The sequence below is a fragment of the Providencia sp. PROV048 genome (assembly GCF_033688165.1).
Taxonomy (GTDB): Bacteria; Pseudomonadota; Gammaproteobacteria; order Enterobacterales; family Enterobacteriaceae; genus Providencia; species Providencia hangzhouensis.
In genome coordinates this window covers 3,374,685-3,388,563 of the sequence record NZ_CP096360.1, presented here as the reverse complement: position 1 = coordinate 3,388,563, position 13,879 = coordinate 3,374,685, and the positions used below count along the sequence as shown (strand labels likewise).

At 40.7% G+C, this 13,879-nt stretch carries 12 protein-coding genes; 11 read left to right on the top strand and 1 reads right to left on the bottom strand.

The features are described from left to right. Positions 1 to 161 precede the first annotated feature (161 nt). A complete protein-coding gene (locus tag M1F26_RS14980; RefSeq protein ID WP_140171558.1) occupies positions 162 to 2,219 on the top strand; it encodes a TonB-dependent receptor family protein in 2,058 nt (685 codons plus the stop codon). A gap of 39 nt (positions 2,220 to 2,258) precedes the next feature. Here the strand turns inward: M1F26_RS14980 and M1F26_RS14975 are convergent, their stop codons facing one another. After that, complete coding sequence (locus M1F26_RS14975; protein ID WP_094961080.1) at positions 2,259 to 2,975, bottom strand: Crp/Fnr family transcriptional regulator; 717 nt, start codon at positions 2,973 to 2,975, stop codon at positions 2,259 to 2,261. 95 nt (positions 2,976 to 3,070) lie between these two features. Here M1F26_RS14975 and M1F26_RS14970 point away from each other — a divergent pair, with 95 nt between their 5' ends. The 10 genes from M1F26_RS14970 (at position 3,071) to M1F26_RS14925 (ending at position 13,878) form a co-directional block, all read left to right on the top strand. Next, positions 3,071 to 4,159: an ABC transporter substrate-binding protein gene (locus M1F26_RS14970; protein ID WP_140171559.1), complete on the top strand. Its 1,089-nt coding sequence runs from the start codon at positions 3,071 to 3,073 to the stop codon at positions 4,157 to 4,159. Further along, complete coding sequence (locus M1F26_RS14965) at positions 4,152 to 5,171, top strand: FecCD family ABC transporter permease (protein ID WP_140171560.1); 1,020 nt, start codon at positions 4,152 to 4,154, stop codon at positions 5,169 to 5,171. Before M1F26_RS14970 ends, M1F26_RS14965 begins: the two co-directional genes overlap by 8 nt. Further along, on the top strand, positions 5,168 to 5,908 hold the full coding sequence (locus M1F26_RS14960) for an ABC transporter ATP-binding protein (RefSeq protein WP_140171561.1): 741 nt from the start codon (positions 5,168 to 5,170) through the stop codon (positions 5,906 to 5,908). Before M1F26_RS14965 ends, M1F26_RS14960 begins: the two co-directional genes overlap by 4 nt. Positions 5,909 to 5,944: 36 nt before the next feature. Further along, a complete protein-coding gene (locus tag M1F26_RS14955) occupies positions 5,945 to 6,295 on the top strand; it encodes a cupin domain-containing protein (protein ID WP_004257847.1) in 351 nt (116 codons plus the stop codon). Positions 6,296 to 6,308: 13 nt separating this feature from the next. Continuing rightward, positions 6,309 to 7,079, top strand: a complete 771-nt coding sequence (locus M1F26_RS14950; protein WP_140171562.1) for a class I SAM-dependent methyltransferase — start codon at positions 6,309 to 6,311, stop codon at positions 7,077 to 7,079. A 214-nt stretch (positions 7,080 to 7,293) separates the two neighbouring features. Then, positions 7,294 to 9,495, top strand: a complete 2,202-nt coding sequence (locus tag M1F26_RS14945) for a TonB-dependent siderophore receptor (protein WP_094961082.1) — start codon at positions 7,294 to 7,296, stop codon at positions 9,493 to 9,495. A gap of 83 nt (positions 9,496 to 9,578) precedes the next feature. Next, entirely contained in the window at positions 9,579 to 10,679 is a 1,101-nt protein-coding gene (locus tag M1F26_RS14940) for an ABC transporter substrate-binding protein (protein WP_140171563.1), read from the top strand. 284 nt (positions 10,680 to 10,963) lie between these two features. Continuing rightward, positions 10,964 to 11,623: a transcriptional regulator gene (locus M1F26_RS14935; protein WP_140171564.1), complete on the top strand. Its 660-nt coding sequence runs from the start codon at positions 10,964 to 10,966 to the stop codon at positions 11,621 to 11,623. 11 nt (positions 11,624 to 11,634) lie between these two features. After that, complete coding sequence (locus M1F26_RS14930; protein ID WP_140171565.1) at positions 11,635 to 12,702, top strand: alanine racemase; 1,068 nt, start codon at positions 11,635 to 11,637, stop codon at positions 12,700 to 12,702. Between the two features lie 15 nt (positions 12,703 to 12,717). Further along, entirely contained in the window at positions 12,718 to 13,878 is a 1,161-nt protein-coding gene (locus M1F26_RS14925) for a M20 family metallopeptidase (protein ID WP_140171566.1), read from the top strand. Position 13,879 lies beyond the last annotated feature (1 nt).

The window sequence follows — 13,879 nt, the reverse complement described above, 5'->3', positions numbered from 1 at the left end:
GTAACTTAAAGTGCCACTTGGTTAATTACATGTGTGATTAGCCTGAAAACGAAGTTCACTCTAGGCATTTTTGACAAATGTCATAGGGATATCTAAACCCATCCTCTATTTTAAACCCCTTAAGTGAAAATGATAACCATTACTGTTATTGGGGTGAATATATGTCTTATCGTTTAAAACGGCACCAATTGGCGCATTGTATTGCACTCACTTTAGGTATAGGAACTTTGGCGACACCAATTGGGTTCGCTGCACCAGCAGTGACATCGGACAAACTGATCGTCACGTCTTCAACAGGTCAAAGCCGTTTGTCACCGAGTGAACAGCAAGAAAAAGGCAAGCTTGAAAAAGTGGCTGGCGGAACAAATTTAGTTGTTATCGAAAAAGAGACTCGCCTTGCGACCTTACAAGATGCTCTTGATTATCAGCCTGGGCTTGTGATTCAAAATTTCTTTGGTGGTATTGATCAGCCGCGTTTGAATATTCGTGGGTCTGGAGTACAAAGCGCACCGCTTGCTCGTGGTGTATTGCTGCTCCAAGATGGCTTACCCGCGACGGATGCTGACGGCAGTTTTCACATCAGCACCTTAGAAATGCGTGATGCGCGGATGGTGAGTGTACGCCGCGGCGCAAATAGCCTTAACCCACAAAGTAATAGTTTGGGAGGTGAATTGGATGTGCTCTCTTACACGGGTCGAAACGAGCAAGGCCGCCTACGTTATGAGTACGGCTCCCATGGTCGCGAAGGGTTACAAACGGCATTTGGTGGCGTTTCTGACGATGGGGTATTTGATGGTCGTGTAAATTTCACTTATGACCATTTTGATGGCTATCGCAAACACTCTGCTTCTCAACGTAAAACGTTACGCAGCAACTTTGGTTATGTGACTAATAACTTTGAAAACCGAACTTGGTTGAGTTGGACAGATTTGCGCTTTGACGTTGCGGGGCCTGTTTCTGAAGAGGTACTCAATAATAACCCTACAGATGTGTACCCGATGGTGTGGCTACGTGACCCACACCGTAATGTTGAGCAATTCCGAGTGGCTAACCGCTCAGACTGGCAAGTGGATAACCAAGCGATTGGCGCTGGAGTTTGGCACATTCGTACTCATGATAATTTTACTACTCCCGCTTACTACCGTTTTAGCCGCAGCCACAGTGAAGGGCTACAATTCACCTATAATATTGAAACTGAACCCGTGACATACCGTACGGCACTTGCATGGGACCAAATGACCTTGCAGACTGAATTAATGCAAAACCGTAAAGGGACACCGGCAGACAAAACAAAAATAGGCAAATATGATGGCCGAGCTGAAAACCTCTATGGCAGTGTGGGGGTAGACTTACATATTACACCAACAGTGACAGTTAACTTAGATGTCAAAGGTACGCATGCACGCCGTGACGTAGAAAAACGGCAAAGTCATTTGTCGTTAGACCAAAGTTGGACATTTTGGACACCAAAAGCGGGGGTTATTTGGCGCCCAACGGAAAGCCAGCGCTACTTTGCTAATATCAGTGCGAGTGAAGAACCTGCAACATTTTGGGAAATTATTAACTCTAGCAATGGAAAACTGACGAAACTCTCACCACAAAAAGCCATTACTTATGAAATTGGTGGAGAAGGGGATGTCACTGATGGGTTGAAATGGAACCTTGCGCTGTACCGCAGTCAAATTAAAGATGAGTATATTACCACTTATGACAGTGCAGGGACGGTTGTTGGCGTGTTTAATTATGCCGCGAAAACCCGCCATCAAGGCTTAGAAGCTGGGCTGACAGGACGTGTTGGCGCAGGGCTGGGGGATATCAATTACCGAGTTTCATGGACTTATAATGATTTCCGTTTTATGGGGGGAGAGTATAACGGCAACTATATCGCAGGTATTCCTCGCAATATTGTCGCTGCCGAGGTGTTATATGAAATTGGGGATTGGAGCTTCGGGCCAAATATTCATTGGGCGCCAACGGATATGGCTGTTGATCACCAAAACAATCTCGATATTCAAAAACGTAAACATTACGCCGTATTAGGGCTTAAAGGTAGCTATAAACCAACAGAGCAGTGGTCTGTGTATTTATCGATGGATAATTTAACGGATGAACGTTATGCGACAACATCAGTTGCTAATCAGACCGTCACAGCAAAAGATAGCACCTTGTTCCCCGGTATGGGCTTTAATGTGAATGGTGGTGTAACCTATAACTTCTAATAATGAATAAACGCATTAATATTCGTTAATGCGTTATTCTTAAAATGGGCGCTGTGCAGAAATAGATAATTTCGTTAAGTAGTTTTCATTATGGATATGCACAGTGTCTTTCTCGATATCAATAAACCCTTTTTGCCGCCACCCAGAAACTAACCGACTGAGTGTTTCGTAACGTATGCCTAATTTAGCCGCGAGCTGGCCCCGAGATAAAGGCAAAACAATATTTGAAGTCAGTTGCTTATGCTTTAAATCGAGAATATAGGCCGCTAGCCGTTGTTCAGCAGAACTCGAAGTTAGCCAGTCGATATGGTTAATGTTTTCATATAGTTTGCTACTAAAACGCCTTAGCAGTTTTTCCATAATTTGCGGGCAGGCATGGCATAGTCGTAAAATATCGCGTTTATCAAGTAGCAAAGCTTCACCGTCGGTTTTTGCCCGTAAACTCATGGGATAACGGTTGTGAGGCATAAAAACGGCTGCGATGGCAACAATTTCCCCCGTACAAAACAAACCAAAAATTTTTTCTTCACCCAAATAGGTGTGGCGATACACTTCTATTTGCCCGCTGATCATCAAGGGGCAATGCTTAAATGGTTCCCCTTCATGGTTCAGAATTTCACCACTTTTAAAGCGAATATGGCCACAATTTTCCAGCAGTAATGCCAGTTTCTCATCTTCTACCCCATTAAACAGTAAGCACGATTTAAGGGCATTGAGTGATTGTGCATGGGGGAAAACGTTTTTGACAAATGTCATAGGTCATCCTCTTACGCCGTCTTAGAATGGCTTAAGTATAAATGATAATTATACACATTATCAATTGAGATGTTAGCAGAGAGCTGAATAACCCTATGATAAATAATGCTTTTAGACTCGCCGCCGTTTTTCTAACTTTCGGTGGAATAGCCAATGTATATGCATCACAAGCTGTTGATTTCACAGATATGTCAGGTGATAAAATTCATTTATCATCCCCTGCAAAACGTATTGTTGTGATCCCAATTCCTGCCGCTTCGATGTTAGTTGGCATGGATGAAAGCAGTGAAAAATTAGTCGGAATGCATCCCTTTGCAAAGGTTGCTGCGCGAGATGGCATGCTAAGCCAAATGTTTTCTCCTGTTCTACAAGTGAATTCAAATGTGGTGGGTAACAATTTTACGCCAAACATTGAAGCATTACTTAATGTGGAGCCCGATTTAGTGTGGCAATGGGGGCATAGAGGAGATGACATTATTTCTCCTATGCGTGATGCAGGGCTCACCGTTGCTACGTTAGATTATGGGCAAGAACGCTATACGCAAGAGTGGGTTCGCCTAATGGGGCAAACACTTGGCCACAATGATAAAGCGCAAAAGATGATCCAGTGGCGGCAACAAGTTGTCGATGCATTATCGGCAACCACCGCTAAAATCCCAGAAGCGCAGCAGCCCCGAGTCCTGTATCTATCCCATTTTAACCAGAGTATTCAAACATTTGGCTCAACATCACACAACAATGCAGATTTTGCACTGGCGGGTGGGGTGAGCTTAAACCGTGACCTCACTGGGCCAAGAACCCTCAATATTGAGCAAATTCTGGTTTGGGACCCTGACATTATTCTATTGGGTAATTTCGAAGAAGGGTTATCGCCAGCTGATGTTTACCGCAACCCTATGCTAAGTGAAGTCACCGCCGTGAAAAACCAGCGTGTGTATAAGCTCCCTATTGGTGGTTTTATCTGGGATGCACCAAACCAAGAAACACCACTGTACTGGCAATGGTTATCGATGATTTTTCACCCAGAAACGATGGAAATGCCATTGCGTGAGGAAATTCGCCTTAGATATCAGCAACTTTATGGCTATGACGTGTCAGATGAGCAAATTGACGGAATTTTGCAAATAGAGATGAACAAAAGTGGTCAGCACTATCTTTCTTTGATGGGGAAACCGCATGCGTAAGCCCCAATATCTTTGGTTCATTTTTGCTATTGGCCTATTGTTGACTTTTGTTTTGGCCCTAAGCTGTGGGCGTTACCCAGTTTCGTTTTCCGCGGTTTGGCATATTCTCTATGACACTATTTTTGGTAATGAAATGATGGGGAACTATAGCCGAACGGAACAAAATGTGGTGCTGAATGTGCGCTTACCGCGTGTTCTGATAGCAGGAACGGCAGGGGCTGGGTTGGCGGTTGCGGGGGCGGCTTTGCAAGGTATTTTCCGCAACCCATTAGTTGGGCCGCAAATTATTGGTGTTTCATCAGGGGCTGCATTGGGTGGCGCGCTAGCTATTTTATTATTTTCTTCTTTGTTGATCACCATTTCATTGGCTTTTATCGGTGGGTTGTTGGCTATCGTGCTGGTTTTTTTACTTGGTTTGAATCGCCAAGGCAGCCAGCTATTAATGTTAATCCTTGCGGGGGTGATTATTAATGCTTTTTTTGCCGCATTAATTTCGTTAATTACCTATTTTGCAGACCCAAACAACACGTTACAAACCATTGTTTTTTGGCTTATGGGCAGCTTTGCCAGTGCGTCTTACCTCAAACTCAATATTATTTTTCCGGTTGTGCTGGTCTGTGTCTTGGTCATTTTTGCGCTGCGTTTTCGTATCAATGTGCTGTCCCTTGGGGAAGAAAATGCACAAGCTTTAGGGATGAAAATTAATAGAACCCGTTGGGCCGTGTTACTCAGCGTGACCTTGATCACTAGTGCGACAGTGGCGGTATCCGGCACCATCGGCTGGGTAGGGCTGATTGTTCCACATATTGCACGGCTAATGGTAGGGCATGATCACCGGATATTACTGCCTGCCAGTGCGGTCATTGGTGGGATTTATATGGTAGCTGTCGACACCTTTGCACGCAGTATGACGAATGCAGAAATTCCATTAAGTGTGATCACCGCACTGATCGGCGCCCCTATTTTTGCACTACTGATCCACACATTGAATAAAAAGGTGGCCGATTTATGATCCAAGTTGAACACCTTAATTTCAAAATAGCCCAACGCCAATTATTTACGAATGTTAGTTTTCGGCAACCAAAGGGCAGTATTGGCGCGATTTTAGGGCCAAATGGCCGCGGAAAAACAACTTTATTAAAACTACTACTCGGCTTACAAAAAGGATCAACAGGCAATATTTCCCTAAATGCACCCGTCGCTTATGTTCCACAGCTTAGTGGTTCACTGTTTCATTACTCTGTTCGCACTATGGTGAGTCTCGGGCGTATTCGTCATTTACCTTGGTATGCCTCACCCAATGAAAAAGATAACCAAATTGTAGAGCAGTGTTTAGCGTACTTAGGCATAAGTAATTTTGCGGACCAACCCTTTAACTGTCTCAGTGGAGGGGAAAAACAAATGGTTATGATTGCGAGAGCATTAGCCAGTGAACCAGAAATTTTGATTCTGGACGAACCGACATCCGCGTTGGACCTTGCCAACCAAGACAGTGTGCTCAGCGTTTTACGTGATTTAGCCATACATCGCGGAATGACGATCTTATTTACGAGCCATTATCCACAGCATGCGCTGCATATCGCTGACTATTCATTGTTGTTATTTAACGGCAGCGGTTGTTTATTTGGTGAAACTGAACAAATTTTAACGGAAGAAAACCTGACACAACTGTACCAATTACCCGTCGCAATTACGCCAATGGATTATCAAGGCCGGCAGACCCAAGGGGTCATTCCGCTATTTAGATAACTGAATGAAAACGATTGAATTAAGGAATATTAAACGATGAGCAATAACACAATAACACCTTCAGAAGCGCTGATTATCAATCAGTTAATTAATTATACTGAACAAGGTATTGCAAGCCGCGTATTAGCGAAAAATGGCGGGGGAAATATCACCTTATTTGCTTTTGATAAAGGCCAAGCGCTGTCTGAACACAGCGCCCCTTTTGATGCGATTGTGATGGTTGTTGAAGGGAGCTTACAACTTACCATCGAAGGAAAGCCTGTAATGGCTAAACCGGGGGAAGTTGTCAGAATGCCTGCTAATATTCCTCATGCGGTAGATGCGCTTGAGCCCGCAAAAATGCTGTTAGTTATGTTACGTGAGCCTGAAACGGCTTGTACACATTAACTTGGAGGTGAAAATGGACCAATCATTTACCGCCCACGAAGCAGGGCACAAATTTCTAGCACGCTTGGGGAAAAAACGTTTACGCCCAGGGGGAAAAGAAGCAACCGAATGGTTACTTAGCCAATCAGGGTTACACAAGAACAGCCAAGTTCTTGAAGTCGCGTGTAATATGGGAACCACTGCCATTGAAATTGCCTCCCAATTCCATTGCCATATTACGGGTATTGATATGGACAAGCAGGCGCTCGCCCAAGCACAAAAAAACGTTGCGAATAAAGGGTTAACAGATTTAGTGACTATTCAAATGGCAGATGCATCAAAATTACCTTTTGAGGACAACAGTTTTGATGTGGTCATTAATGAAGCCATGCTAACCATGTACGGCGATAAAGCGAAAGCAAAGCTATTGCAGGAGTATTATCGAGTACTAAAGCCAGGTGGCTGTTTATTAACTCATGATATTGCATTTAAAGATGCCCAAGCTGTGCAAAATGTGGTTTCTCAAATGCAACAAGCGATTAATGTCAAAGCGCAACCATTACCGGAAACACAGTGGGTGGAATTATTTCAACAAGCGGGTTTCCAGCAAGTGGTATCCCATACTGGCCCAATGACACTGTTATCGCCAAAAGGGTTAATTTACGATGAAGGTGTATTCGGTACGCTAAAGATTATCCGTAATGCATTGAAGAAAGAAAACCGGCCTCAATTTTTGCGTATGTTCCGTCATTTTCGGCAAAATCGTGGAAAATTGAATTATATCGCAGTCGTTAGCGTGAAGTAATTAATAGGAATATCTTGCGCAAGGATGCGTGACTAGTACTGAATAACCTTTCATTACCTATTGTTAATAATAATAATTCTTATATTTATCTTGATTATTAGTTACTGCTGATAATAATTATTTGATAAAATAATAAACAGTCATTTAGTTATGCATTGTGATTTATTTTTTAGATTCAATAACAGCAATTCTAATAATGTAAAGGTTTAATTTAATGAAAATAAAGCATTTTTTTATTATCTCCCCTTGCTTTCTCCCTTTTATTTCCCCCTCCGTATTTGGTGCCGATAAAAAAGAAGAGTCCATAACCGTATCTGCTACACGTGGTTATAAAACCGTTTCAGAAATGGCACAAACCACATGGGTGATTGATAATGCTGAAATTGAGCAGCAAGCTGAAGGTGGAAAAGAATTAAAAGATATTTTAGCGCAGCTTATTCCAGGAATGAGTGTCAGTGGCCAAGGGCGGACAAACTATGGCATGAATATGCGTGGCCGTTCAATGATTGTGATGGTGGATGGAGTACGCCTTAACTCTTCTCGTAGTGATAGTCGCCAATTAGATTCTATCGATCCTTTTAATATTAATCATATCGAAGTTATTTCAGGCGCAACGGCGATGTACGGTGGTGGTAGCAGTGGTGGCTTGATTAATATTGTGACGAAAAAAGGCCAAGAAGAAAAACAAGTTTCCCTGCAATTAGGTGGAAAAACAGGCTTTAACAGTGGTAAAGATCACGATGAAAATATTGCTGCAGCAGTAAGTGGTGGTAATGAGAACGCTCACGGACGTGTTTCTGTTGCTTATCAACGCTATGGCGGTTGGTATGATGGCAAAGGTAATGCGATTAATATTGATAATACCCAAACAGGGCTGCAATTTTCTGATCGTTTGGATGTGATGGCGTCAGGTACTATCAAAATCGATGAAAAACAACAGGTTCAAGCTGTTTATCAGCATTATAAAAGTGAGTCTGATGGTAAACACGGCCTCTATTTAGGAAAAAATTTTTCCGCGGTTAAAGGGCAAGGTGAAGCTTATAACAGCAGCAAATTAAGTTCTGACCGTTTGCCGGGAACTGAGCGTAATTTGCTCAATTTACAATATTCAAATGCAGATGTATTTGGGCAGGATTTTGTTGCACAAGTTTATTATCGTGATGAATCACAAAAGTTTTATCCTTTCCCAACCCTTACAGGCAAAGATGTTACAAGTATCAGCTCATCGGATCAAAAAACCAATTTTTATGGAACTAAGCTGACGTTCAATAGCCAACCTATCGATGAATTAACGTTAACTTATGGTGTGGATGCAGAGCATGAGCAATTTCGTGCGAACCAAATGTTTTTTGATTTAGATAAAGCGAAAGAATCCGGGGGAATGGACTTAACTAAAGCTTTCCAAATTGGCCGCTATCCAAGCTATACCACGACGAATATGGCGACATTTTTACAAAGTAGTTATGACATTACGCCAATGTTCACGTTAAGCGGTGGTGTACGTTATCAGTACACAGAAAATAAAGTCGATGATTTTATTGGTTATGCACAGCAAGAAGCGATTGCTAACGGAAAAGGTAAATCAGCAGATGCAGTACCGGGTGGGAAAACGGATTACAACAACTTACTGTTTAACGCAGGGCTGCTGGTTAACTTAACCGAAGAGCAACAAACATGGTTTAATTTCTCTCAAGGCTTTGAAATTCCTGATATTGCTAAGTATTACGGAACAGGTGATTATGCGAAGACCCCAGATGCCAATGGCCACTATCATCTCAATAAAAGTGTTAACATTAATGATACCAAGGTAAAAGGAATTAAGGTTAACTCTTTCGAGTTAGGATGGCGTTACACAGGGGAAAACTTACGCACACAAGTTGCTACCTATTATTCTTTGTCTGATAGAAGCTATGGCATTAATAAAGATGACATGACCATCTATATGAAAACCGATAAACGCCGTATCTATGGGGTAGAAGGTGCGGTGGATTACTTCTTTGCTGACTCAGATTGGAGTGTTGGAAGTAACTTCAATCTACAAAAATCAGAAACTAAAGTGGATGGTAGTTGGGAAAAATGGAGCGTTGATTTCGCGAGCCCATCAAAAGTGAATGCCTATATTGGTTGGGAGCCGAATGACTGGGCGCTACGCTTACAAAGCCAGCAAACGTTCAATTTAACGGATGCGGCTGGTAAGAAACTCGATGGTTATAATACCGTTGATTTATTAGGAAGTTATATGCTACCAGTGGGTAAAGTTAGCTTTGCTGTCGAAAACCTGCTGGATAAAAATTACTCCACAATTTGGGGACAGCGGGCACAAAGCTTATATAGCCCTAAATATGGCGCTGCAAACCTGTACGATTATAAAGGCCGTGGCCGAACTTTTGCCCTTAATTACAGTGTGACTTTCTAATTTGATATTTTAACTAATGATAAGCCACTGTACAGTGGCTTTATTCATACCAACCTATTTAAATTTAAGGTAAAAGATTTTCCATGAAATTATTTCTCTCAGGATTATTGTGCTTACTAAGCTTTTGGGGGCAGGCAAAAACGCCAACGGTGATTACCGACTTACAAGGTCGTGAAGTCACAGTTAATCTTCCCGTTGAAAAATTATTTTTGGTGGATAGTCGTGATATTTTGCCAGTGGATATTGCTGCGGGTAAAAGTGGGATATCTCGTATTGCGGGTTGGAGTGATTCGCTTACGCAGTACGCGCCAGATTTAAAACAAGCTTATTTCAGTGTGTTGCCTGAATTAGACAAAATTCCAACCTTAAAGAAAACTCGTGAAGCGGGTCTTCAAGTTGAAAAATTGATCGAATTAATGCCTGATGTGGTAATTATGCATAAGGCTAATTATGGTGCGATGCGTGATAGCCAAATTTTACCGCAACTTGAAGCCGCCGGTATTCAAGTTATTTTTATTGATTTTCGAATGGATATCGCGAGAAACACGCCGAAAAGTATTTTATTATTAGGGAAATTATTAGGAACACAAGAAAGAGCTGAACAGTTTGCGAAACTGTATCAAGAAAAATTAGATGCGATTGAAAGCCAATTAGCTCAGCCATTTCCAACTGTTTTGATTGAAGCGAATGCAGGGTTATTTAGCGATAATTGTTGTCAACTTTATGGTCGTTCAGGTTACGGTTCTTTAGCGACCCTGGCAGGTGGAAATAATCTAGTTGCAGATAGCTTTCCTGCAAAAGGGGCTGAAAGTTCCATTGAGAATATTATTACATTAAACCCAGAATATTATTTACTGACAGGCGCCGATTGGCACAACTTTAATCGTCGTTCGCTCGCAGTAAGCTTAGGATATAATGCAAATAAAGCTAACGTGCAGAAGCAGTTATCAGTATTAATGGATAGACAAGGGATCTCATCATTAACGGCAGTTAAAGAAAAGCGCGTTATGGCGATTTACCATAATTTTTACAACAATCCGATGAATATATTTGCCATTGAAGCTATGGCTAAATTTATGCATCCAGAACGATTTAGCGCATTAAATCCAGAACAAAACTTAGTCGAATTCCAAAATCAATTTACAGAGATCCGAGAAACTGGCGTGTTTTGGGTGAGTTTATAAAAATAGGGCTGCTAACTTTTTGTTGGTAATAGAAACTAACAAAAAATTAGGTTGCTAATTTGTCTCTGCATAGTTTCCCATTTATCAATAAACTCTCTGAAACCCCTTGTTCTATCATATCTCCCAGTTTTTTTATAAACTGGGAGTATTGCTATGTTAGTCATGGCAACTAAAAATTTGTTAGCTAGAATCAAGAGATAGATCACAAATTGCTCAAATCTTGATTGAGTCTCCATCATTATCTAACTAATATTTAGTTAGGCTTAAAATAAGTTTGGTAGAAAATGAAAATTATTCAAGACAACTTTGAAATGTTATTGGCAGTTATGAAAGGAATTGCGGGCCAATTTGGCGACAATTGTGAAGTGGTATTACATGACCATAGCAAAGGGTTAGAAAGTAGTATTGTTGCAATTATTAATGGCCATGTTACGAAACGAAAGGTGGGAGACCCAAGTAGTAATTTAGGGCTTGAGGTACTGCGTGGGACAGATGTTGATGGCGACAAATACAATTATTTTACCCAAACCAAAGATGGGAAAATGTTGCGTTCAACTTCAATTTATTTACGTGATGAAACTGGCAAAGTTTCTGGGGCGCTTTGTATTAATCAAGATATCTCAGAATTTATTGCCGCAGAAAAAGCCATTCAAGGCATTACACAACGTAATAGTATTGAGCAAGATATGGTTAAGGAAGTTTTTGTCACGGACGTTAATGAAATTTTAGATCACCTTATTCAAGAATGCATGCAGGTTATCAAAGTCCCTGTCATCAATATGGGTAAAAAAGAAAAAATGGATGCAATTAAATTCTTTGATGATAGAGGTGCTTTCTTAATCAAAAAAGCAGGTGAGAAAATCTGTGAGTTTTTAAATATTTCCAAATATACCCTTTATACCTATTTAGCGGAATTAAAAGGGGAAGACAATAATGAAGAATAAGAGAGGTTTTTATGCCAATAACGCCTTACGTTGCTTTAGACTTACAGCAACTTGAAAAAAATGTCAGAGGCATGACAGGCAAGCTAACACAGCAAGGTATTGAACACTGGCCGCATATAAAAACACATAAATCAGTAGAATTAGCGAAATTTGAGATCGCCTGTGGTGCAAAAGGAATTACATGTGCCACATTGCAAGAAGCGACGGTTATGGCGAAAGGCGGAATTGATCATATTCTGCTTGCTTACCCAATGATTGGTGAACAAAAATGTCAGCAATTTATTGAGTTAGCTAAAAAAATAAAATTAAGAACGATTATTGATAGCCTACAAGGTGCTGAACAATTATCAGCAGCAGCAAAGCAAGAAAACCAAATTATTGAGGTCTATATTGCTGTTGATTATGGTGCTCACCGGGAAGGTATTCAATTAGATGACTTAAAGCCATTTGCACTGGTAATACAAAAATTACCTAATTTGAAAATTATTGGTGTATTTACTTATGCAGGAACAATATACCAATACCGAACCGAGCCTGAAATACGTAAAGCGGCAAAAGCAGAAGCAGATCTTTTATTATCTTGCCAAGAACGGTTAGAAAAATTGGGTATTACAGCGCCTCGGACATCTGGCGGGTCAACACTATCTTCATTCTATGCTGATGAATTAAAAGGGATTACAGAGTCACGGGCTGGGAACTTTATTTTTGGAGATATGAATGCTATCTATGGTGGTATTTATACGCCTGAAGATTGCGCTTTAACAATAAGAACAACTGTTGTGAGTATTCCTATTGAGGGGTATGCAACAGTAGATGCAGGGACAAAAACATTAACTTCTGACCAATCTGCAGAACCAGGCTTTGGTTATATAGTGGAAGACCCAACTATAAAACTAGTTAAATTAAATGAAGAACATGGCTATCTTCGCTATGACCCAAAACAAATTAAATTAAATATTGGTGATGTATTAAATATTATACCGAATCACAGTTGTGTCATTCCTAATTTAACAAACAAAATATATGCATTAAATAATAATGAAATAGACCATATTATTACACCAGACGCACGATATTAAATATCGGAGAATAAAATGTATAAATTAAATGAACAGCAACAACATGAGTTGCTAGAGCTTCTTTGTGCCTTAATTCGGCATAAATCCGAAAACCCGCCAGGGGAAGAGCAACAAGTTGCTGAATTTATATATCACTATTTTAAACAAGAAAATATTGATGTTGAAATGCAAGAGGTAGCTCCTGGTCGTCCAAATGTTATTGCACATTTAAAAGGTTCAGGAAAAGGTAAACATTTATTATTTAACGGTCATATAGATGTTGTGCCTTGTGGTTGTGGTTGGAGTACCGAGCCATTCGACCCTGTGATTAAAGATGGAAAGGTTTTTGGGAGAGGGGCTGCAGATATGAAATCTGGTGTTGCTGCAATGATGTATACGGCAACATTATTAAAACGTAATCAAGATACATTTTCAGGTAATTTAACTTTAGGATTTAATGTGGATGAGGAGAGAATTAATCTTGGCATGCTGCATTATATTAAAGATGGAATTTCTGCAGATTATGCCATTATTGGTGAGCCAACTTCTCTTGGTGTATGCATCGCACATAAAGGCGTTAGCCGCTATAATTTAAGTACTAAAGGCACTGCAGGCCATGCAGCAAAAACTCGTTATCCTGATAGTGCAATTTCTAAGATGTCTAAAATACTACCTGCTATAGAACAACATCGCGCTTCTGTTGAGGAAATTAGTCATCCACTATTAGGTAGTGCTTCAATGATTATAACCACTATTAATGGTGGCATAGCTCCGAATATTGTTCCTCAGCATTGTGATATTGAAATAGATAGAAGACTCGTTCCAGGGGAAGAAAAACAAGAAATAGAAGCGAGATTACATCAAGCTATCGCGCAATATAATAAAGGTGAAGAGATAGATTATCACTTAGATAATTACTTATTTATTCCCGCTTCAGATATCCCAGCGGATCACGAATTAACTAAAGTTGCATTAGATACAGTGAGCCGTTTCACAGAAAAAACAGCGCTACCTGAAATATTTGAAGCGACATGTGAGGCGCCTTTTTTCTCGGTTACCAGCCAGATTCCGACACTTATTATGGGGCCTGGGGGACTAGCTCAAGCTCATGTTAAAGATGAGTTTGTTGAAATAAAAGAGTTATATCTTGCGGCTGAAATTTATTATGACATGGCAAATACATTGCTGAATAAATAGG